Source organism: Paenibacillus sp. FSL R7-0313 (genome assembly GCF_037969885.1).
Classification (GTDB): Bacteria; Bacillota; Bacilli; order Paenibacillales; family Paenibacillaceae; genus Paenibacillus.
Genome location: NZ_CP150219.1, coordinates 6,190,196 through 6,210,899 on the forward strand (window position 1 = coordinate 6,190,196; position 20,704 = coordinate 6,210,899).

The following is a 20,704-nucleotide window of genomic DNA, read 5'->3' on the forward strand; positions in this document are numbered from 1 at the left end:
CGTAAAAAAGCCTCCCTCATGAAGAGAAATTATATAACGATCCGTCCCAACTTGTTCAAGAGAAGCAAGTTCTGGTGGCAACATCGTATTTCTGTACTCCACATATCGTAACACAGGTTACATGTGAAAAAAAGCACCTTATGTTCAGGTGCTTTAAAAATAAGTAAAAATTTTTACATATGGAAAAGAATTAGTTCGAACTTAAGTGATACGCATCGGCGTATTCGGGCATCCACTTTTGCTAGGATTCCTGAAGTGCTTGCTCCAAATCTACAATGAGATCTTCGATATCTTCCAGACCTACGGAGAAGCGCAGCAACCCGTCTGTAATGCCACGGTCACGGCGAACCTCAGCTGGCATTGCCGCATGAGACATCATGGCTGGGTAGGACAGAATACTCTCCACAGCTCCCAAGCTTACAGCAACAATAGGTAGCTTCACCCGGTTAAGAACTGCTTTTGCACGATCACCTGAACCGACGTCAAATGAAACGACAGCTCCATATCCTGTGGATTGACGCTCATGTGCCTCGCGGCCCGGATGATCCTCCAGTCCAGGATAAAAGACAGCGGTAATATCACTGCGTTCATTAAGCCATGCCGCCAGTTTGGCTGTGCTTCGCTCACTATGAGCCATGCGAGCCCCCAAGGTTTTCATGCCGCGCATCAGAAGCCAGGATTCTTGTGCACCGAGTACAGTTCCAAGTCCATTTTGCAACTGTTTCAGTTGTACGCCAAGTGATTCCGTGCGAGCAACGGCTAACCCTGCCAGTACATCACTGTGACCTCCGAGAAACTTCGTAGCACTATGTACGACGATGTCCACACCAAGCTCAATTGGACGCTGATAGTACGGTGTCATAAAGGTGTTATCCAGAATCGTGATCAGGTCATGTTCCTTCGACCAGTCAGTTACGGCAGCGATATCCGTAATTCGCAGGGTTGGGTTGGACGGTGTTTCCATATAAACTGCCTTGGTGTTTGGCTTGAGTGCCGCTTTTACTTCATCAATGTTGGTCATGTCTACAAAGGTTGTCTCAATCTGCATACGGCTTAATATGGAAGTAAGCAAACGATACGTACCTCCATATACGTCTTCCGTTACAATCATGTGATCTCCTGCGGAGAACATCATGAACACGCTTGAAATCGCAGCCATCCCCGAAGAATAGGCAAAGCCTCGTGCACCGCCCTCAAGCAGTGTGATGTAATCTTCCAAAGCCTGCCGTGTCGGATTACCCGAACGACTGTAATCATGTTGAGGCGGATTGAAGATATCAAAATGATGGAAGGTTGAAGCTTGATAGATTGGTACACTGGAGGCTCCAGTTGTTTTGTCAATTTCATCTCCAAAATGGAGCAATTTGGTATCAAATTTCAATTCCGAATTGGGCTTGTTATTGGACTCACTCATGAGTGCACGCCTCCTTCCACTTCCTGTTGTGCAGCTGTCAGAGCATTGCCGAGATCTGCAATCAGATCATCCGCATGTTCAATGCCTACAGAGAACCGGAGCAAACGGTCATCCACACCTACGGCTTCACGAATTTCAAGCGGAATATCCGCATGCGTTTGTACCGCTGGGTAGGTCATGAGGGATTCGACTCCGCCGAGACTTTCGGCAAAAGCAATGAGTTTGATATGACGCAGCAATGGTTCAACATAACGTGCATCCTTCACTTTGAACGAGAAGATACCTGTGTTACCCGTGGATTGTTTATTCTGCACCTCATACCCCGGATGATCCGACAGGCCTGGATGGTACACTTCACCCACCGCTGGATGCTCAAGCAAATATTTGGCAATGGTAAGCGCATTGTATTCATGACGCTCCATGCGAAGAGCCAGCGTTTTCATACCTTTCATCAACTGGTAGGAGTCACTTGGTGACAATACCGCTCCAATGGAATTATGCAGGAATGCCATCTCTGCAGATAATGCCTCACCCTTGGTTATAATTAGTCCGGCCAGCACATCATTGTGTCCGCCCAGATATTTGGTAGCGCTATGAATGATGATATCGGCACCGAGTTCAATCGGACGTTGGAAAAATGGAGTCAACAACGTGTTGTCAACAATGGTCAACAGGTTGTAACTTTTCGCCCAGGAAGCAACAGCTTCCACATCAGTGATCATCATCAGTGGATTGGTTGGTGTTTCAATGAATACAGCTTTGGTATTCGGCTGACGAACCTTCTCCAATGCTGCAAGGTCATTTGTGTCCACATAACTGGCAGTTACGCCGAAACGGGACAAGATGCGTTCAAGCAGACGATAGGTTCCACCATACAGATCCAGCGATACAATCAGATGATCCCCTTGACCAAACATGGCAAAGATCGTTTGCAGCGCGGCCATTCCCGAGCTACAGGCAAACCCTGCATCACCGGACTCCAGCGCTGCGGCGGCTTCTTCCAATACTTTACGGGTTGGATTAGTCGTACGAATATAATCAAACCCCGTGCTTTGTCCAAGCTTCGGGTGGCGAAACGCAGTGGATTGATAGATCGGAAAGTTAATGGCGCCTGTTACCGGTTCATTGATGGACCCAATTTGTGCTAAGCGGCTTTCGATTTTCAACTTGTTGTTGTCTTCCATTGCTGCATCCTCCTGTAATCTCGATTAGATTTGCGGGCCAATATCGTAAGGTGTTTCTTGATACACATAGTAATTGAGCCAGTTAGAGAATAATAAGTTGGCATGAGCGCGCCAAGTAGCCGGTGGCACACGGGAAGGATCGTCATTCGGATAATAATGTCTAGGCAATGCGATATCCAACCCTTTGGCTGTATCCCGGTCATACTCCCACTTTAATGAGAACGGGTCATACTCGGCATGTCCTGTGGCAAAAATCTGTTTGCCGTCTTTGGTAGCAACCAGGAAGATCCCCGCTTCCTCGGATTCAGCCAAAATCTCTAAATTCTCATTCTTTTCAATATCTTCGCGTCTCACTTCCGTATGACGGGAATGTGGAACGTTGAATACCTCATCGAATCCACGCAACAACGGAACATGTGGTTTATTGATGGTATGCGGGAAAACGCCAAAACACTTTTCATCCAGTGCAACCTTAGGTACGTCAAAATGATGGTATAAACCTGCCTGGGAAGCCCAACATATGTGGAGGGTTGAAGTCACATTGGTTTTGGTCCATTCGAAGATCTCCTGGATTTCATTCCAATAGTTCACGTCTTCGAAATCCATCTGTTCCACCGGGGCACCCGTAATGATCATTCCATCGAAACGGCGGTGCTCAATCTCATCAAAGGTTTTATAGAACAGATCCAAATACTCCTGAGACGTATTCTTCGACGTATGGGATTTGGGATGTACGAGAACGACATCCACCTGAATAGGCGTGTTTCCCACCAGACGAAGCAATTGTGTTTCGGTCGTTTCCTTTGTGGGCATCAGGTTTAATATAGCGATACGGAGTGGACGAATATCCTGCTGATATGCAGAAGTTTCATCCATGACGAAGATATTCTCTCCTTCAAGTACTTCTTTTGCTGGTAGAGTATCGGGTATTTTGATTGGCATAGTAAGTCTAACTCCTCCTTTTGCATAGATAGATGCAGCCACCCCTGGCTTGATGTCTTCACATCAATACAGGTATAGACTGCCTTGAGCTTGTAAAAACATTGAATTGCTCTTTCATCCAACGTTACAAACAACCTCAAGTTCCTTAGCGAAAATCACTGCTGAGAAGTCGGGGCATATAACAAAGACCTTCCTCGGATTTCGAGAAAGGTCATATGTAAAAAAGATATGCGCCTCTCTCATCTCTCAGTTACAACAGTGCCACTTGACACTTAGTCGCTGCAAGAATTAGCACCGTGCGGTATACCGCCGGTTGCCGGGTTTCATCGGGCCAGTCCCTCCACCTACTCTTGATAAGATTTCGCTGTATTAGATTGTAATTAAATATGGTTCACCGTCTACTTTATTACATTAATGCCCTCACGTCAAGATGCAGTTCGATGTCTGCTTCCCAGATCGGAACCGTTCATCATCCGTTGTCATACACTGCCTCAGGGCGCGAAATAGACACATTTTTGCGCTTGAAAGCACCTTGTACCAGCGGTATACTAAACAAGGTGTTATAAACCCTTATGTGAGAGGTGACATATTAAATGGATGGCGACCCGAGGCCTGACTGGCAGCCGAATTCCGACAAACTGCATAGAGAATTGACATCAGCATGCCGGCAGCGGGACGTGACTTCCGTTTGATTATATAGTGAACGCAGCCCTGATCTCCAGGCTCCGCTGCCGACCGGCTGATTTGTTCTTTTTGCGCCCATAATGATAATATCCGCCAAGTTGGCGGGTGCAGAAGGAGTAGATTAACGATGAAAATCCGGTTGGTAAACAACGGTGTATTTATTCCGGTGGACGACATTCAGCAGGCGCTGACTCCACCAGCGGAAGGATTTTACTGGATTGATGCAGACGTAGACGATTTGGCGGTACTTCAGCCGCTGTTCTTGATGCATGATCTGGCTGTGGAAGACTGTCTCAGTGACGAAGAACAACGTCCGAAGATTGAAATTTATGAAAACCATTATTTTATTGTAATTAATAGTATCCGTTTCGATGATGAAGAAATATTTCTACGTGCGGTGAACTTGTTCCTCGGCAGACATTTCATTATTAGTGTTACAAAGCAAAAGGTCAGCGAATTGCGTACACTGAAACCAATCCTGTGGGAACAGGAAATCAGTACACCGGATCGTCTGCTGTATTTGCTGGTTGACTTGATTGTTGATAATTATTTCACCGTAGGTGACCGAATTGAAGCACGGATCGAGAAGCTTGAGGAAGACATTCTGATGCACACCAAAAAGTCACATCTGAATGAAATCATCGGGCTGCGCAGTGAGATTCTGTGGCTGAAGAAAGTGCTCGGACCTCAGAAAGAGGTCATTAACACCCTGAACAAAAAAGATCTGCGTCTCATCGATGATCAACTGCAAAAGTATTTCAGTGACATCTATGAGAATGCTGTAAAAATATCTGAAACCTTTGAGACTTATCGCGACCTGATGGGCAACTTGCGAGAAGCCTACCAATCCAGTATTGCGAACCGGGCGAATGAGATCATGCGTGTATTTACCGCCATTACCACGGTCTTCATGCCGCTGACGGTCATTACCGGTATATACGGCATGAACTTTACGAATATGCCAGAGCTTAACTGGAAATACAGCTATTTTGTTGTGATTGGCCTGATGGTTACTCTGGGCCTAAGCATGTTCTTCATTTTCCGTAAGAAAGACTGGGTATGAACTCGTATGAAACAACAAAGACGAAGCGCTCCTCCGGGAGCAACGCCTCGTCTTTTTTCATTTCTAATCATTAACCAACATTCTTCTCTGTCTCTGCGTGCCGACGAAAACGGATTCGAATCATGCGCAGTCTTTCATAGACCTGCTCCAGACTTCCTCCATCGGGTTTCTCTCCTCCATACACCTTATGTAATACTGGCTTCAGGAACGTATCTCCCAGCTCCTCATACGCACTCCATACGGCCTCTTGTTCGTTCTCTGGCATCACTGCCAGCTCCACATCAAGAAGACAATCGGTGTCATAACCTTCATGATCCAGTGCCTCTAACAACTCAACCAACTCGCGTCGGGATAATCCGGATCGATTAACAATCTCCTCTAACGTATACCCTTCCTTCATGCCTTCAAGCACCTGCTTGCGCGTGGTGAACTTATCAAGTTCCTGCTTGTACTTCTGCTCTCTCTGCTTGTATAACCAACTCTCATACTCTTCTTCCTTCAGCGCCGTGTATACCCAGTCCAGCGGGAATGTCGTTGAACGCTCCAACCCGTTTGTAATCTCCATCCATTCCGTACCATACTCAGTCGCTTTGCTCTCTCCTACGCCCGGCAGTTGCATCAGTTCATCCAACGATTGCGGAACAAAAGCACTGATCAAACGCAGCAGACGATTCGTTGCAATAAAATACGGTGCCTTCCGGTCAGACACAGCTCTCTTCCTGCGCCATGTACACAGATCCGTATATAATTGCTCATTGCCGTATAACTCACTGTAACAATGGAGCCGCTGTCCACCATAACTGCGTGACTTCAGATCATCATTCTCATGAAATAACCCCTGCAACTGCGGTCGGTACCCCTCACTCATCTGTATGGCAAGCTGATGACGGTAAATATGAAGCAGCTCCTCCCAAGAAGTCCCTTCATACCAGATGCTGTCCTCACGCTCTCCTTCCTCGTAGCGACTCCATCCCAGTTGCCAATTATCTTCCTCTTCCCCAATCCATAGCTGTGCATACTCTGCATTCTGATCTGACATTCTGGACAATCTGTTCATGAAAATGACTTCCATTTTCTGTTCCCTCCCTTTAACATTTCAGCCTATACGGGTTAGTTACGCTACCTGCAGGCAGCACAAAAAACACCTCTCCTGCAAAATCCATGCAAGAGAGGTGCTTCCTCATTAACCGTACTATGCTGTTGCCCATATCATACCACAATGGTAAAATTCGTCAATCCCTTAATGAACTACTTATTCAATGCCAACTTGGCAAGCGCCAGCGAACCACACAGACCCGCATTGTCACCAAGTCCTGGTGAAACAACATACTGGTCAATGTCGGATTGAAGTGCAGGATGCTGAACGTATCCAGCCAGCAACTCCTGCAGTTTGCTACGCACCATCGGGAAGAGATGCTCCTGCTTCATTACTCCGCCACCCATGACGATTTTCTGCGGAGAGAGAATCAGAACATAGTTCATCAGTGCATGTGCCAGGTAATGTGCTTCGATCTCCCAAGCTTTATGATCTGCCGGCAGTTCATAAGCCGGTTGCTCCCAACGTTTGTTAATGGCCGGTCCTGCTGCAAGGCCTTCGAGGCAGTCACCATGATACGGACAGAAACCCTCGTATGTATCCTCCGGATGTCTGCGTACAATGATATGTCCCATCTCTGGATGTGACAATCCATGGACCATTTTACCGCCAACCACAGCACCTGCACCAATACCTGTACCCACAGTGATGTACAGACAGCTCTCAAGACCTTGTGCAGCGCCCCAGGTTGCTTCTCCAAGTGCCGCACCATTCACATCGGTATCAAATGTCATCGGCACATCAAAATGCTCCTTGAGCTTGCCAATCACGTTATACTGTCCCCAATGTGGTTTTGGTGTTGTTGTGATATAACCATATGTTGGGCTTCCTTCAATCGGATCAATCGGACCAAATGAACCTACACCCAGAGCTTCAATGCCTTTGCCTTCAAAAAATGAAATCACTTGAGCCATTGTCTCTTCCGGTGTTGTTGTTGGAAAACTTACGCGTTCCAGAACTTCTCCGTTTTCTGTGCCAATACCACATACAAATTTGGTTCCGCCTGCTTCAATTGCGCCTAAGATCGTCATGTTAGTCACACTCCCAAGTTAGTTTAAAAAAGGAATTCGGATTATTTTACTTGATGACACTATAATTACCCTGCTACTTGTTCTCCAGCTTGGACAATCGTTTCATTAACGTTTGCCTCCAGCTGTCTGACAGCGCAGGAATGGCCAGCAACGCCTGGATACCATCGACATTTTCTTTCCCCTGATGCATAATTCGATTGGCTTCAAGAACTGTCATTGATGTTGGATCGGTGCTGATCCGTCGAAATATCGATGAAGGCCTTACCTCACCTTCTTGCAGTACACGAAAGTAAAAGCCGGTATATCCACTCTCCTGAAAATAAACAGGCAGCTCCTTATAGTCATACCTCGCACCCAGCTTGAAGCAAGGTTGTCTGGGCTGACTGACCTGCACTGTGGCTTCGCCCAACTCGTACACATCACCAATCCGTACGTCTTCTTCGGCACAGCCTTCAACCGTCAGATTTTCTCCACAAGCTCCCCAATCCAGCTTGCGATCCATCAGTTGTTCCAGCGCCGGATAACGACTGTAATCGTATACACAAACGGCTTTGTCAGGGCCGCCATGATGCACCAGATCCGCCTGGCCGTCCCCTGTCATTCCAGTGAATGACAGGAAAACCACGTCGGATACAGGATGTTTCACAATGCCGCTCAGCACTTCACGCTTCTGCCCAGGGAGCGGCTGCGGCAGGCCTACATTAATGGCCAGAACAGCTGTATTGCTCTCCCCTGGCTTTCGATCAGATGTGAGTGTCATTTGGCGTCATACCTCCCATAATCACTTTCTTTTAACGCACAGAGCCGCCAAATACGAGTGTATTACTCAATAGCCGACCTGGAGAAGTCAGCATTTTGCCCCCGGCATACATACCCGAGGAAGCACCTCCATCCAGATTCATGGCCTGTTTGGCACCAAGCTTCTGCATCACCGCTGCCCACTCCTTGATTGTTGCTCCGGAAACGGTAGCCAGCATAACAGAACCGTCCGCCATGATCGCAATACCACTTCTGGCTCCGGAAGCATTAAGAATCTTGGCATCCTTGAAACCTTCGCTCGTCGGATTGACAGCTACCTTGCCGTCTTTCACCAGACGGGGACCTGCCCCAACAGCAGTCACTACATCTTGCCAAGGGATCTCTTTGCCTGCTGCGTTCGTATACTTATAATTCATTTCTACGGTCGAACCAACGGTGAAACGGTCCGAAGAAGACTTCTGATTACCTGTGAAGACCAATACCGAGCCATTCTTAGGAATCGCTACATTGGTATTGGGCAATTTTTTGGTCACGATACCTTTCTCCATGACAACCGCAGTGCCACCTTTGAACCCGACTGTGGCACCTCGTTCAGGCGTATACAGCATCGTAATGCTTGCGTTCGCTGAAGGTGTTCGATTAATAAAGGTTGCATACCAACTCCGTGATTTACCTTTTGTATCCGTTACTTTACCTGTCAAACTCACCTGAAGTGAATCCATGATCGCCGAGCCGTCTTCCTTAAATCCAATGGATGTTCCGTATCTTCCAATATGTATGACCTTACCATTTGCTATTAACATGCCGTATGGATCTGGTGCTCCGTTGTATGCTTCAAAAAATGCTCCATTAATGGCTGCTTGTGCACCATAGGCTTTCACAATTGATGGCAATGTTGCCGTCTGGCCAACTTGCTTCTTCGCGAGTCCCACGGTAACCGGTGTTCCCTTTGGAATCGAAACGGTCTGCACGGTAAAATTACGTCCTGCTGCTTTTACTTTCTGTACTTTGGTGCTAATTGCTGCTTTGGCATCCACTGTCTGTGGCGCACTTACTGCTCCCGAAAGAATTACGGGCAAGGCCAGGACGAGGGCCATAGCCCCTGTCCACCACTTTTTGCCTGTTCGTACGTTCTGCTTGTTGCTCACCCTATTGCCACTCCCATCCAAGAGCCAAGGCTCTTCATCTCAAGTTGTTCAAACTTGTCCATCACCATATCCGGATCAAGACGCAATTCACAGATATCCAGCGCACAGGCAACCGGAACAGCACAATGAATCTCTGCCAGTTTGCGGGACAGATGAAGCATGTCCAGATCATTCTCAATCTTGTTACGCACCGAAGGGGTCAGTTTATCCATGTTGCTCAAAATCCCTTCAATGGAGCCGTATTCCTGTACAAGCTTCAACGCTGTTTTCTCACCAATTCCCCGTACTCCGGGATAATTGTCACTGGCATCTCCCATCAGACCCTTCATGTCAATCACTTGACGAGGTGTCAGTTGTTTCTCTGCCATGAGCGTTTCAGGGTTGTACACCATGTAGTTGCCATGGCCTTTTTTCATAATAATGATACTCGTGCGGTCATTGATCAGTTGCAACATGTCGTGGTCACCCGTCAGCACCATAACATTCATATCGGTCTCTTCGGTATAATACTTCGCAAGCGTCCCGATACAATCGTCGGCTTCGAATCCTTGTGCACCTATATTGGGAATACCCAGGCTATCCATGACTTCACGAATCAGGGCAAACTGGGGAATCAGGTCATCCGGAGCTTCGGCCCGGTTGCCTTTGTAGGCTGCATATTCTTCACCGCGGAACGTCTTACCGCCCATATCCCAACAACATACGACATGACTTGGCCCAAAAGTCTGAACCGCATCCCAGAAATAACGGATAAATCCGTAGACTGCGTTGGTAGGCAATCCTGCCTTTGTACGTCTGATATATCCGCTTGCAGATGTCGCATAAAAAGCACGGAACAACACCGCCATACCGTCTACCAGCAACAAAGTAGGTTCATTACGTTGATTCACTTGAATTTGTTCTCTCCTGTCCTGATTCTATAGAAATTAAACTAAAGTATATTTACACTTACCATTCCGATGACAGAACAACCTTCTGATCGCCTTTATCCCCAGATTTTTTGATTCCCTTTTCCAAAAGGGAAAATCCGGGGATAGCATATGCTTCCGAAGTAGCTTTCTTTCAGAAAGCTTTTAGGCGAACGCTCCACTTCTTCAGGTTCTTTCTGTCCTCTCCATTTTCGTGTAAATGTTTAGTTCAATTTCTATAGCAAATAAAATATCGAACTAATTCTATCATTATAGCATAGTTCCGCCAACCATCGATCAGCCAAAAAAGCCCTGAATTTTGAACAATTCAAGGCTGATATTCAGCGCGTTTACGCGTTATTCCATTCCTGCTCGTACGTTTCTTCCTTGAATCCAACCGTCACCTTTTCTCCATCCGTAACGATCGGACGTTTGATCAGACGACCATTGGAAGCCAATAAACGAATCTGTTCATCAGCTGACATTCCCGGAAGTTTGTCCTTCAGTTGTTGTTCTTTGTACACTTCCCCGCTCGTATTAAAGAACTTTTTCACTTCCAGTCCACTCTTTTGGATGAGTTCTGTTAGTTCAGATTCTGACGGCGGTGAGTCAAAAATAGGGATTAACTCCAGCTCATGTCCTTGAGCTTCAAGCCATTTTACAGCTTTGCGGCATGTGCCGCATTTGGCATATTGATATACTTTTAAGTTACTCATTGATTTGTGTTCCTCCAAATGCTCCGGTATCGACTTCTCGCTTCCCTTGGTTTGCTTCGCAAATCCAAAAGTCGCTCCAAATCGATACCATCGCCATGTAATTTTACTGACTTTTGCGAATGAGATCAAAACACACATTCGCTATATTTTTTGGGTCAAAATCTTACAGCTTTTATATCCTTAAAAGCTTTTGAGATTTGAATTCTTGAAATATTTAACATGAAATTGGTAAACATCAATACATTAAACCATGAAACCGTAAGATTAGCCTACGGCATGTTGTTCGGGTGCATTAAGCCCCCCTCACATGGAATAGCCAATCATTGTTGCTCCCAAGCAGGACGGGCCGTGCAAGAGAATGCGACATAGGGTGCAGAACCAAGAGCCCCGTCGCAGCTTCCTACAGTTCTTCTCTGGGAGCTGCCTCATCATTCAAACGCTGCTCCAACGCGGCCATATCTGCTGGAAAAGGAGCTTGGAACGTTATGCGTTCCTGTAGAATGGGATGTTCGAACGTCAATTCACAAGCGTGTAATGCCTGCCTTTCGATCCAGCTGTCCCGTTCTTCCTGAACAGCCATGGTCTGCTCATCGATCTCGTGCACAGGTAGTGTCTTGTACATTCGATCACCAATTAATGGACAGCCGATGGACGTCATATGTACCCTGATCTGATGGGTTCTGCCACTTTCAAGCTTGAGACTTATCGCACTGGCGCTACCTTCTGCCCAACGTGTTAAGGTTGTGTACAACGTTCTTGCAGCGTAACCATCAGGTGTTACGATTCGGCGGTGTGGCTCTTCAGGATCGCGGTCAATCGGGCCATCCACTGCGCCTTGTTCCGGGACAGGGCTGCCGTGTACAAGTGCAATATATTTCTTATCCACTGTTCCCGCGATCATCTGTTCAGACACATGCTGATGCACATAAGGGTTCTTGGCTATGGCCAGCACACCTGACGTTTCCTGATCAAGTCGATGAATCGGTCTGAACCGGAAGCGCTCACCCTTGGATTTCCAATAATGAACAACGCCATTTGCCAAAGTACCCGTGTAATGTCCATGTGTCGGATGAACGATGATGCCCGCATCCTTGTTGACAATAAGCAAGTGCTCATCTTCATACAGAACGGTAAAGGGAATAGGTTCAGGCAAAATATCATCCGATTCCTCTTGCTCCATCCGAACTTCTACGACATCGCCCGCAGCTACCTTGACGCTAATGTACACGCGCTCTCCATTAAGCATGACACCTTGCTCCGTCAGCTTGATTTTGGACAAAAGCTTACGCGACACCAGCAGCCGCCGCTGAAGCACGGTCTTCAGCAGCCAGCCATCTTCTTGTTCGGTCACCGTGTAGACAATCGGCGAGTAGTATAGGCTCATTCTTTGCGGCGGAAGACTTTTTTGCTCCGCACATATTCAATATCCGCCACCTGTTGTCTCGCATTGGCTGTCCGTGCAACCACGAAGAAGTAATCAGACAGTCGGTTTAAGTAACGTCGTACAGACGGGTTAATGTCCGTATGTTGTCCGAGTGTTACCGTGCGACGCTCTGCGCGACGACATACAGTACGGCACACATGAAGAGCAGAAGACAGCTGACTGCCACCAGGAATAATGAACCGTTCCACTTTTGGATTCTCTGCATCATACTGGTCAATCCATTGTTCCAGACGTGTGACCATTTCATCTCTAACCTTATATTTGGTCACACTAATCTTCACGAAGGCCAGATCCGACCCGCAATCAAACAGTTCCTGCTGAACTTCCAGCAGATGTTCACGCAGATCTTCAAATTCCCCTTGAGCAGAGTCAATAAGGCTGATCGCCTGGCCTACAAAACAGTTCAATTCATCAATCGTGCCATAAGCCTCAACTCGGTCATCATCCTTGATGACGCGTCCACCGATGACCGAAGTCTGTCCTTCGTCACCTGTTCGTGTATATATGCCCATCGTTATCCCTCCAATTGGTAATATAATAATGAATAAGGGAATGCCATTTTTTCAGAAACCCGTCTATCGCTTTACACGTATATAAGAATTGGTGTGCTCTGCCGAGTATACGACAAATCGAAGGAAACCAAAAGTAAAGGAGACGATTATGCAAAACTGGATAACCGATTTCATGGAACAATACGGCTACATAGGCATTGCACTCATTATTGCTCTTGAGAACGTATTTCCCCCGATTCCATCCGAAATCATTCTGCCGTTTGGCGGATTCATGACCACCTATACCAGTCTCACTCTTCCAGGAGTTATTATCGCCGCAACCATTGGCTCCGTCCTTGGTGCTGTTCTCCTGTATGGTATTGGTCTACTCATTGACGTCGAACGCCTTGAGAAAATTGTGGAACGCTGGGGACATGTTCTGCGCATCAAAAAAGAGGATATTCACCGTGTCGATGCATGGTTTGACAAATATGGCATGTGGACCGTATTATTCTGCCGAATGGTTCCCCTCGTCCGTAGTCTTATCTCCATTCCCGCAGGCATGTCCAATATGAAATTTGGTTTATTCCTTCTCTTTACAACCATTGGTACATTGATCTGGAATGTCATTCTGGTCTGCGTTGGTGCTGCGCTTGGCGCATCATGGGAGAGCATTTTGCACTTTATGGACGTCTATTCCATTGTAGTGTACGTCATTCTGGCCATCATTGTCATCGGATGTATCATCTGGTGGATCAGACGTAGCAAAAAGCAGAAATAAAAAGGATAACTTAATAAATAAAGCCTCCTCGCCACCAATTCGTGGTTAAGGAGGCTTCTTTATGTCACCCGTTTATGTCATCTCGCTATCGTTCATCTTCATTTCGCATGCCCTGACTCTTCAGATCGATAGCCAGACCAGATACCAGCAAGTACATCTTTTCAGCATGTATCTGCAGCATCCGATTAACCGAAGCCATTCTCGCTGTAAATATTCGTTCTTCCTCGGTAGGATGCAATGTGCCATGCATTTCATTGGTAATCACAAGCAACTTCCCCTGATAAGACAATAAAGCATCAAGCAAAAGCTGTGTCTCTGAACGCTGATGATCCAGATCCTCTGTTGCCCTGAAACCGGCAGCCATCCAGGAGGTCAGACTGTCTACAATTACAATTCGCTGATCCGCCAAAAACAGATTGGATTCCCGATTAATCTGGGTGATCACCTCTGTCAGATGCTGACCGTTCCCGGCATGAATGGCACGATAATGAGCGGATGGCAATTCGGGAATAACGGGATCATGATCACCAGTGGATAAATATACACCCTCCCGGCTAATCCCGGCTGCGTACTTGAGGGCAAACCGGGTTTTACCACTACCTATGCCGCCTGTGACCGTAATCAGCAATCCGCTTCCCTCCTTCCATAGCCATTCTGAATTTTCTTTACTCTGTCAGCGCCTTCAGCACTTTTTTGGATTCTTCGACATTGGAAGATGACACTGGAATGGTGGCGAACAAATTGCTCGCAGCATATTCTACATCTTTAAACATTTTCATATCTTCGAGTGGAATGCCGTAAAGATGTGTTTCTTGCTTGAGATCTGAACCTCCATCTCCTTCACCCTTCTCTACCAATACTCCCCCCTCAAATACACCCCGTTCAAACTTCTTGGGATCAAAAGTATCATCCAGCGGAACATTGGAGCCATTACTTCCGTATTGTTTCATGTCGGACTCAGGCAAAATGAAGATATCATGTCCTCCAGCCGCATATTCTACCATAATTTTCTGAACATCATACATTGCACTGGTAATCACTTCCACCTTGGGTTCCTCACCCAGTTTCTGTTGCAGATTGGCCTGTAACTGCTCTGAGATTACAGATGGATTTCCTTGGTTATCAATGATGAATATGGAAAAACCATCTTTACCTCCACAACCAGCAAGCAGAAAAACGATAGAAATGATTGCAGTAAGCCCCCAAAATCTCTTCATTCCAGTTCCCCCTTTAGTCTCCTATGTCCAATATATCACAATTGTTCCACGCAAAAAAATAACCTGGCTTATCGGGGGATCACCCTGCCTTTACATACAAAAAAAGAAGACCCTCTCAGGTCTCCCTTTCTAATTCGATTAATGAAACGTTTCGCTCCAGCATAAACGTTATTTTGCTTTAATCGGGTTAGCCTTCATATATTCATTAATCTTTAAATCAAGCAAACTGCTGATTTCAATTACAATATCGGATGTGAATGATTTCTCTTCGAGGAAGATCTGTTCCATCTTGCGACGAAGCATATGAATTTCATCTTCCAAGGAAATGTCATGCAAAGATGCGTTATCGGGTTTCACCGACCATCGGTCGCCATGATCGCCTTCTGCCAGATAGTGCCCACGATTCGTCGGTAAATCATATTCAACACAAAACAAAGCTAACCCCTCCTTGGAAAAATGGTTTCCAAATTTATGAAAACTTATTTCAAATTGAAATTATATCACATTATTTTGTAAAAGAAAGTTATTTTTTTCCAATGATAACAATATCACATTTGTAAAAAGATTCTACTTTAAATTAACCCTCTTTTTGAAGTTTGTAAACAAAGTTTCCGATTCGTTCCAAAGCTTCATTTAATTGGGTTACGGAAGTAGCATAGGAACAACGCAAGAAGCCTTCACCCTGAGGGCCAAAAACATTGCCCGGAACAGCAGCCACTTTATTCTCCGTTAACAATCGCTCAGCAAACAGGTCGGAACTCATACCCGTCTTTTGAATGCTCGGGAATGCATAGAATGCTCCCTGAGGTTCATGACAATCGAGTCCAATATCTCTGAATCCCTGCACAATTAAACGTCTACGCTGATTATATGATTCTACCATCCGATCTTTCTCACCCAAACCATTCGTCAACGCCTCAAGTGCAGCAACCTGACCCATGGCCGGCGCACACATTACCGTATACTGATGGATTTTGAGCATGGCTGCAATAAGCTCAGGATGACCACACATGTAACCGATCCGCCAACCTGTCATTGCAAAAGCCTTTGAAAATCCGCTTACGAGAATAGTCCGCTCCTTCATGTCAGGGATAGCTGCAAAACTAACATGTTTTTGCGTATACGTCAATTCAGCGTAAATTTCATCCGCGATCACAATCAGATCATGCTTTTTAATCACTTCAGCAATAGGCAGCCACTCTTCATACGTCATGATGGCTCCAGTCGGATTACTCGGATAACACAGAATAACCACTTTCGACTTCGGTGTGATACCAGCTTCAAGTGCTTCGGCCGTTAACTTGAACTGATCTTTCGCGTAGGTTTCAACACCAACTGGTATACCGCCACCAATTGAAGCGATTGGTGAATACGCCACGTACGAAGGTTCAGGAATGAGAATCTCGTCGCCAGGTACGATTAATGCGCGCAAAGCCAGGTCAATCGCTTCACTGCCACCCACGGTAACAATAATCTCATCCTTGGGATCGTATTTGGTATCAAACTGAGTATCCAGATATTCACTGATGGCTTCTCTCAACTTCGGCATACCTGCGTTAGATGTGTAGCTGGTCATACCTCTTTCCAGCGAGTATACACAAGCTTCACGCATATGCCAAGGGGTAACAAAATCAGGTTCACCCACACCCAATGTGATAATATCCTTGTTGTCTCCAACCAGATCAAAAAATTTACGAATTCCGGATGGAGGTATCTGCTGCACGAGGGGTGCCAGATAAGATGTCATTTTCTTGTTGTTCCCGGTTGTCTGTTCATTCACTATCATGACACATCTTCCTTTACGGCGAGATCATGAGACGGTTGTCTTCCTGATGGTCTTCAAAGATAATCCCGTCCTGCTTATATTTTTTAAGAATAAAATTCGTTTTGGTTGACAGTACAGAGTCTATCGGAGACAGTTTCTCCGACACAAAATTAGCGACTTCACGCAGGTTGCCACCTTCTACTTCAACGAGCAGATCGTATGCACCGGACATGAGATATACGGACTTCACTTGCGGATAGAGATAAATGCGTTCGGCAATCCCTTCAAAACCACGACCACGCTCCGGCGTGATCTGCACCTCAATCAGGGCCGTTACTTTTTCATCATCTATTTTGCTCCAGTTCACGACGGTTGCATATTTCACGATGACGTGGTCTTGTTCTAGCTGTGCCACGGCGTTCTTGATCTTGTCTTCCGACTCCCCCAGCAGCGTCGACAGCAGTGCGGGAGTCCTTCTCGCGTCTTCCTTCAGCAGATCCAGAACTTTTAATTGCAGATCGTTCAAATCTTTCATGGTTTTCCCTCCAGCGTCATCCAGGTTCCTGAAAATGAATTAATACTTATATTACATGAATTTGACGTTGATGCATAGACAAAAGACCGCCTGCCCTGAATTCAGGCAAGCGGTGGTATGGTCCTTTAACGTTAGGTGCTTCAAACCTCTTTTGCAAAGGTTACATGTAATAAGGGTTACCGTAATTCGGTTGATGCTGAGGCACATTAGGAGCTTGGCTATATGAACTGTTCTGCGTATTCTTTTCCTGAATGAATTGCTGACACTTTTGTTGGGTCTGGTGGGCGGACTGAATTTGTTTGTCCACATCCTGACGAAGTGCCTTGGACGAGACAGAATACATGTTGTTTTGCTGCATCAGATTGAATAGTTCCCCTTGTAATCTTAGGGTATCGTTCGTCAGGTCTGTGAACATCCGACGTGTCATGGGGCAGGAAGCTTCCGTTGTCGCAGTCGTATATTCGCGCGAGGTTCGTCTTAAATCTGCAAGAATCGACTTCAACAGATCCTGCTCCTGCATAAAAGCGCCATTAGATGATAAAGATTGAGAATACATGCGTTTTCCTCCTATACAGTTAGAGTTTTCTCAATTACTGACTTGCGCCGGTGCAAGAGACTGATGTTGCTGCAGTGCATTGACAAGCGTGTTCAGATGCTGTTCATGTGAGCGAACATAGTGATTCAGAGCTTGTTGAATTTGTGGATTATGTGTGATGGAAGCTGTGGCTGCACACTGCTTAATCAGCAGTTCTTCATTGGTGATCGAGTCCGCAATGTAGTTCAATTCCTTGGGACTCAGCGCTTGCATAGTATGATTCTGCATGTTTCGATGGCCTCCTCGGCATAAAGTTTATGCGCAATTATTGTTAACCCGGTCACACAAAAGTATACAAATTTAAATTATAAAGGAGATGTTTCTAATGGATCTGGTCTATGGCACACCTTTCTGGCCCTCCACTTTCAATTCAACATTTAATTATTCTGCGCTACAAGAAGACATCTCTTGTGACTGCCTCATCATTGGTGGGGGCATGGGGGGCGCATTGACATCTAAACTACTCACGGAACAAGGTGTCAACACTGTTGTGATTGATAAGCGAGACATTGCCCACGGCAGCAGTTCTGCCAATACAGGTCTTTTACAATACACCAATGACAAGACACTAACCTCATGTATCCACACTTTTGGTGAAGCAACAGGCGTACGTTTTTATGAGCTTTGTCGTGAAGCCATGAAACAACTTGCTCAAATTGCAGACAGCCTGGATACAGACCCTTGGTTTATCCCACGAACAAGTCTTTGTTTTGCAAGCAGTGAAGATGATGTAGCCCTATTGGAGGAAGAATATCAGACCTTGAAGCGTTATGGTTTTGAAGCTGAACTGTGGGATGCCGACAAAATAAGCCAGCATTTCCCCTTCAGCAAACCCGCTGCACTGTACACAATGGGAGATGCAGAAGTGAATCCCTATCGTTTTGTTCATGCCTTGTTTGAATCCGCAAATAAGCGTGGCGCACGAATCTATGGTCAGACAGAGATGATACACTGTGAATACGATGAAGATGGTGTAATCTGCCACACTGCCAACGGTAAAATCCGTGCCAAGAAGGTCATATTTGCTGCCGGTTACGAGACACAGGACATCAAAAAGGATCGCGGAGCCTATCTGAAAACGACCTACGCGATTGCTACCAAACCGTTGTCTGATCTTAGTGCATGGTTTGAACACAGCATGATTTGGGAGACAGCTCGTCCATATTTGTATATGCGAACAACACCGGACGGAAGAATCATTGCAGGCGGTTTGGATGAAGAAACACCTCGAGAGGATCAACGTGAAATACGGTCAAAACACCGGGGAGACACACTCCTGGAAGAGGTCCGTTCCTATTTCCCTTTAGATGATCTTGAAGTCGATTATGCCTGGGGGGCTGTGTTTGGTAATACGAATGATGGCCTGCCTCTAATTGGTACACATCCCGATTATCCGCATTCATATTTTGTAGAAGGGTATGGAGGTAACGGGACCGTATACAGCATGATTGCTGCTTCCTTAATTGCGGATGCTATTACTGGCAAACAAAACCCTGATATGGATCTGTTCTCTCTCACACGTACAAGTAAACCATCTCCTGTATAACATCAAAATAAATCAATACAAACAGGGTACAGCACACGGAAAGTTCTCTTTCCCGCCGCTGTACCCTGTTCTATATATTGGGAAGCCTGCTAAGCCGAGGGCTCTTGTCCTTCCGTTCGGTTCAATAACTTGCGCATAAATATCCATCCAATTAGCGGAGAAGCACCGAGGACAATAATAAGCCAGGTTAACATGCGTAGAGACGGAGCATTTAAGACCGTCACAATAAATATGGCCAACCCACATAGTCTGCCAAGCATCAGGCATAACTCTCTCAAAACGACAAGTTCAACCCTTTTCTCCACATTTTCGCCACTCGTGCCCATCATGTCGAATCCCGCTGATATCATCGGTAGTACATATAACGGCATCGCAACAGCACTCCCAATCCCCATGATTAACAGCGTACCATATGTCACTTTCCAGAGAAGAGGAAGAAGCACAACGAGCAGAATGAGTGCCCCAATGAACATGCCTTTTGATCTATACTGTGGTTTGAACCATTTGCCGGCTGCCCAATAACTTACAAGTGCCACAGCTGAAGTGATGAGTGAGAACTGCCCCAATTTGTACTCCTGTGCGGTGGCTAAATATACAAGTAGTGCAATCAGGAAGGCAAAGACACCTTCCCTTGCGCCCTGAGCGAACAAACCCACGGCTAGGGTCCTCCAGGGACTCTCTGGCTTGGATAGCTGTATCCAGGGTTCAGCCCAGCGGTATGTACCGCTCACCTTTCTTTTTTTCAGAAAAAAACTGAAGACTACCGCTATGACATAAATGACGAGTGATACCGTGAAAATGAGCCGATATCCTGTGTTGTCTGTCATGCGAGTAATAATCAATCCGGAGAACCAAGGACCTATAATTCCTGTCATCGAACCAAGTAACCCCACCCAGCCATTGAATAGATCCCTGTTTTCCCGATCCGTTATTTCAAAATACACAACATTAAATGCGATCCAGAATAGCCCCAGGGAACAACCCAGTAGTATACCCAGAGGCCATATCCAGTCTACAGCTTTGGAACCAGCCCAGAGGACTATCATATAAAATATGCCTGACAGCGCAGTACCTAATCGTAGTGCACTCATTTTATTGTGTTCCTTGACCCATTTGCCAGCAAGCCAGAATGTCAGTCCAATGGCCAGTTGCTGGCTGAGGGTGAACCACCCCAACATGGCATAATCCGGACGGCTTTTCCACAGAAACACATTCAAAAAGGTTCCCGACAACGCTCCGGCTAACGCAAACAATCCATTCACGCCCAAAAGCAGAATGGATTGTCGGCCTAAAGTAATCTTCATCTGCTCCTCCTTCATCCACCTGAAGTGAACTGTGTACAGGTAGGTCTCAGGGTTAACGTGCCCCAAGCAAGAGGAAAACAT

Annotated in this window: 22 protein-coding genes and 1 riboswitch; of the genes, 3 read left to right on the forward strand and 19 right to left on the reverse strand. The window is 46.1% G+C overall.

The window, feature by feature from the left end; translation table 11 throughout:
• Positions 1–241: 241 nt before the first annotated feature.
• From NSQ38_RS26905 to metA, 3 genes are read right to left on the reverse strand one after another with little or no spacing between them, the layout of a single operon-like run.
• Positions 242–1,414 carry an aminotransferase class I/II-fold pyridoxal phosphate-dependent enzyme gene (locus NSQ38_RS26905; RefSeq protein ID WP_036669808.1) on the reverse strand — a complete coding sequence of 391 codons (1,173 nt, stop codon included), beginning with the start codon at positions 1,412–1,414 and terminating at the stop codon, positions 242–244.
• Positions 1,411–2,598, reverse strand: a complete 1,188-nt coding sequence (locus NSQ38_RS26910; protein WP_339784945.1) for a PLP-dependent transferase — start codon at positions 2,596–2,598, stop codon at positions 1,411–1,413. Before NSQ38_RS26910 ends, NSQ38_RS26905 begins: the two co-directional genes overlap by 4 nt.
• 24 nt (positions 2,599–2,622) lie before the next feature.
• Positions 2,623–3,540, reverse strand: coding sequence for a homoserine O-succinyltransferase (gene metA, locus NSQ38_RS26915; protein WP_076209189.1), 918 nt, complete (start codon positions 3,538–3,540; stop codon positions 2,623–2,625).
• A 236-nt stretch (positions 3,541–3,776) separates the two neighbouring features.
• Positions 3,777–3,900, reverse strand: a riboswitch (SAM riboswitch).
• Positions 3,901–4,351: 451 nt separating this feature from the next.
• Between metA and corA the strand changes: the two genes are divergently transcribed.
• Positions 4,352–5,287, forward strand: coding sequence for a magnesium/cobalt transporter CorA (corA, locus tag NSQ38_RS26920; RefSeq protein ID WP_062833460.1), 936 nt, complete (start codon positions 4,352–4,354; stop codon positions 5,285–5,287).
• A gap of 70 nt (positions 5,288–5,357) precedes the next feature.
• Here the strand turns inward: corA and NSQ38_RS26925 are convergent, their stop codons facing one another.
• From NSQ38_RS26925 to NSQ38_RS26960, 8 genes are all read right to left on the reverse strand, one after another.
• Positions 5,358–6,359 (reverse strand): HRDC domain-containing protein, encoded by a 1,002-nt coding sequence (locus tag NSQ38_RS26925; RefSeq protein WP_339784947.1) that lies wholly within the window; start codon positions 6,357–6,359, stop codon positions 5,358–5,360.
• A 176-nt stretch (positions 6,360–6,535) separates the two neighbouring features.
• Positions 6,536–7,414, reverse strand: a complete 879-nt coding sequence (locus NSQ38_RS26930; protein WP_047842269.1) for an ROK family protein — start codon at positions 7,412–7,414, stop codon at positions 6,536–6,538.
• 73 nt (positions 7,415–7,487) lie between these two features.
• Complete coding sequence (locus NSQ38_RS26935) at positions 7,488–8,174, reverse strand: MOSC domain-containing protein (RefSeq protein WP_339784949.1); 687 nt, start codon at positions 8,172–8,174, stop codon at positions 7,488–7,490.
• Positions 8,175–8,205: 31 nt separating this feature from the next.
• A complete protein-coding gene (locus NSQ38_RS26940; protein WP_339784951.1) occupies positions 8,206–9,321 on the reverse strand; it encodes a phosphodiester glycosidase family protein in 1,116 nt (371 codons plus the stop codon).
• A complete protein-coding gene (locus tag NSQ38_RS26945) occupies positions 9,318–10,211 on the reverse strand; it encodes a 5'-3' exonuclease H3TH domain-containing protein (RefSeq protein WP_017689620.1) in 894 nt (297 codons plus the stop codon). The genes NSQ38_RS26940 and NSQ38_RS26945 overlap by 4 nt, the downstream gene beginning before the upstream one ends.
• A 368-nt stretch (positions 10,212–10,579) precedes the next feature.
• Positions 10,580–10,945 (reverse strand): arsenate reductase family protein, encoded by a 366-nt coding sequence (locus tag NSQ38_RS26950; protein ID WP_017689621.1) that lies wholly within the window; start codon positions 10,943–10,945, stop codon positions 10,580–10,582.
• A 400-nt stretch (positions 10,946–11,345) separates the two neighbouring features.
• Positions 11,346–12,329, reverse strand: a complete 984-nt coding sequence (locus NSQ38_RS26955) for an RluA family pseudouridine synthase (protein ID WP_339784953.1) — start codon at positions 12,327–12,329, stop codon at positions 11,346–11,348.
• A complete protein-coding gene (locus NSQ38_RS26960) occupies positions 12,326–12,901 on the reverse strand; it encodes a cob(I)yrinic acid a,c-diamide adenosyltransferase (protein WP_339784955.1) in 576 nt (191 codons plus the stop codon). Before NSQ38_RS26960 ends, NSQ38_RS26955 begins: the two co-directional genes overlap by 4 nt.
• Positions 12,902–13,049: 148 nt before the next feature.
• Between NSQ38_RS26960 and NSQ38_RS26965 the strand changes: the two genes are divergently transcribed.
• Positions 13,050–13,661 carry a DedA family protein gene (locus tag NSQ38_RS26965; RefSeq protein ID WP_091014720.1) on the forward strand — a complete coding sequence of 204 codons (612 nt, stop codon included), beginning with the start codon at positions 13,050–13,052 and terminating at the stop codon, positions 13,659–13,661.
• 85 nt (positions 13,662–13,746) lie between these two features.
• On the opposite strand, the gene NSQ38_RS26970 is transcribed toward NSQ38_RS26965, so the two are convergent.
• The 7 genes from NSQ38_RS26970 to NSQ38_RS27000 all read right to left on the reverse strand — a co-directional run bounded on the left by NSQ38_RS26970 (position 13,747) and on the right by NSQ38_RS27000 (position 18,001).
• Entirely contained in the window at positions 13,747–14,289 is a 543-nt protein-coding gene (locus tag NSQ38_RS26970; RefSeq protein WP_017689625.1) for a bifunctional adenosylcobinamide kinase/adenosylcobinamide-phosphate guanylyltransferase, read from the reverse strand.
• A 37-nt stretch (positions 14,290–14,326) separates the two neighbouring features.
• Positions 14,327–14,878, reverse strand: coding sequence for a hypothetical protein (locus NSQ38_RS26975; RefSeq protein ID WP_338592944.1), 552 nt, complete (start codon positions 14,876–14,878; stop codon positions 14,327–14,329).
• A 168-nt stretch (positions 14,879–15,046) separates the two neighbouring features.
• Positions 15,047–15,313 carry an aspartyl-phosphate phosphatase Spo0E family protein gene (locus tag NSQ38_RS26980; RefSeq protein WP_017689627.1) on the reverse strand — a complete coding sequence of 89 codons (267 nt, stop codon included), beginning with the start codon at positions 15,311–15,313 and terminating at the stop codon, positions 15,047–15,049.
• Between the two features lie 142 nt (positions 15,314–15,455).
• Positions 15,456–16,664, reverse strand: a complete 1,209-nt coding sequence (locus tag NSQ38_RS26985; RefSeq protein WP_036610094.1) for an aminotransferase class I/II-fold pyridoxal phosphate-dependent enzyme — start codon at positions 16,662–16,664, stop codon at positions 15,456–15,458.
• A gap of 13 nt (positions 16,665–16,677) precedes the next feature.
• Positions 16,678–17,178: an Lrp/AsnC family transcriptional regulator gene (locus NSQ38_RS26990; protein WP_024628343.1), complete on the reverse strand. Its 501-nt coding sequence runs from the start codon at positions 17,176–17,178 to the stop codon at positions 16,678–16,680.
• A 160-nt stretch (positions 17,179–17,338) separates the two neighbouring features.
• Positions 17,339–17,734 (reverse strand): spore coat protein, encoded by a 396-nt coding sequence (locus tag NSQ38_RS26995; RefSeq protein WP_062833450.1) that lies wholly within the window; start codon positions 17,732–17,734, stop codon positions 17,339–17,341.
• Between the two features lie 30 nt (positions 17,735–17,764).
• Positions 17,765–18,001, reverse strand: coding sequence for a hypothetical protein (locus tag NSQ38_RS27000; RefSeq protein ID WP_036610100.1), 237 nt, complete (start codon positions 17,999–18,001; stop codon positions 17,765–17,767).
• A gap of 97 nt (positions 18,002–18,098) precedes the next feature.
• On the opposite strand from NSQ38_RS27000, the gene NSQ38_RS27005 reads away from it, so the two are divergent.
• Positions 18,099–19,319, forward strand: coding sequence for an FAD-dependent oxidoreductase (locus NSQ38_RS27005; RefSeq protein ID WP_339784957.1), 1,221 nt, complete (start codon positions 18,099–18,101; stop codon positions 19,317–19,319).
• 89 nt (positions 19,320–19,408) lie between these two features.
• On the opposite strand, the gene NSQ38_RS27010 is transcribed toward NSQ38_RS27005, so the two are convergent.
• Positions 19,409–20,623 carry an MFS transporter gene (locus tag NSQ38_RS27010; RefSeq protein ID WP_339784958.1) on the reverse strand — a complete coding sequence of 405 codons (1,215 nt, stop codon included), beginning with the start codon at positions 20,621–20,623 and terminating at the stop codon, positions 19,409–19,411.
• Between the last annotated feature and the right edge of the window lie 81 nt (positions 20,624–20,704).

What these genes read in the sequence shown, in the direction of transcription:
- NSQ38_RS26965 (WP_091014720.1), top strand. Translation starts at nt 13,050, where the DNA reads ATGCAAAACTGGATAACCGATTTCATGGAACAATACGGCTACATAGGC.
- NSQ38_RS26995 (WP_062833450.1), bottom strand. Translation starts at nt 17,734, where the DNA reads ATGTATTCTCAATCTTTATCATCTAATGGCGCTTTTATGCAGGAGCAG.
- NSQ38_RS26990 (WP_024628343.1), bottom strand. Translation starts at nt 17,178, where the DNA reads ATGAAAGATTTGAACGATCTGCAATTAAAAGTTCTGGATCTGCTGAAG.
- NSQ38_RS26985 (WP_036610094.1), bottom strand. Translation starts at nt 16,664, where the DNA reads ATGATAGTGAATGAACAGACAACCGGGAACAACAAGAAAATGACATCT.
- NSQ38_RS26935 (WP_339784949.1), bottom strand. Translation starts at nt 8,174, where the DNA reads ATGACACTCACATCTGATCGAAAGCCAGGGGAGAGCAATACAGCTGTT.
- metA (WP_076209189.1), bottom strand. Translation starts at nt 3,540, where the DNA reads ATGCCAATCAAAATACCCGATACTCTACCAGCAAAAGAAGTACTTGAA.
- NSQ38_RS26905 (WP_036669808.1), bottom strand. Translation starts at nt 1,414, where the DNA reads ATGAGTGAGTCCAATAACAAGCCCAATTCGGAATTGAAATTTGATACC.
- NSQ38_RS27010 (WP_339784958.1), bottom strand. Translation starts at nt 20,623, where the DNA reads ATGAAGATTACTTTAGGCCGACAATCCATTCTGCTTTTGGGCGTGAAT.
- NSQ38_RS26960 (WP_339784955.1), bottom strand. Translation starts at nt 12,901, where the DNA reads ATGGGCATATATACACGAACAGGTGACGAAGGACAGACTTCGGTCATC.
- NSQ38_RS26910 (WP_339784945.1), bottom strand. Translation starts at nt 2,598, where the DNA reads ATGGAAGACAACAACAAGTTGAAAATCGAAAGCCGCTTAGCACAAATT.
- NSQ38_RS27005 (WP_339784957.1), top strand. Translation starts at nt 18,099, where the DNA reads ATGGATCTGGTCTATGGCACACCTTTCTGGCCCTCCACTTTCAATTCA.
- corA (WP_062833460.1), top strand. Translation starts at nt 4,352, where the DNA reads ATGAAAATCCGGTTGGTAAACAACGGTGTATTTATTCCGGTGGACGAC.
- NSQ38_RS27000 (WP_036610100.1), bottom strand. Translation starts at nt 18,001, where the DNA reads ATGCAGAATCATACTATGCAAGCGCTGAGTCCCAAGGAATTGAACTAC.
- NSQ38_RS26925 (WP_339784947.1), bottom strand. Translation starts at nt 6,359, where the DNA reads ATGGAAGTCATTTTCATGAACAGATTGTCCAGAATGTCAGATCAGAAT.
- NSQ38_RS26950 (WP_017689621.1), bottom strand. Translation starts at nt 10,945, where the DNA reads ATGAGTAACTTAAAAGTATATCAATATGCCAAATGCGGCACATGCCGC.
- NSQ38_RS26930 (WP_047842269.1), bottom strand. Translation starts at nt 7,414, where the DNA reads ATGACGATCTTAGGCGCAATTGAAGCAGGCGGAACCAAATTTGTATGT.
- NSQ38_RS26955 (WP_339784953.1), bottom strand. Translation starts at nt 12,329, where the DNA reads ATGAGCCTATACTACTCGCCGATTGTCTACACGGTGACCGAACAAGAA.
- NSQ38_RS26975 (WP_338592944.1), bottom strand. Translation starts at nt 14,878, where the DNA reads ATGAAGAGATTTTGGGGGCTTACTGCAATCATTTCTATCGTTTTTCTG.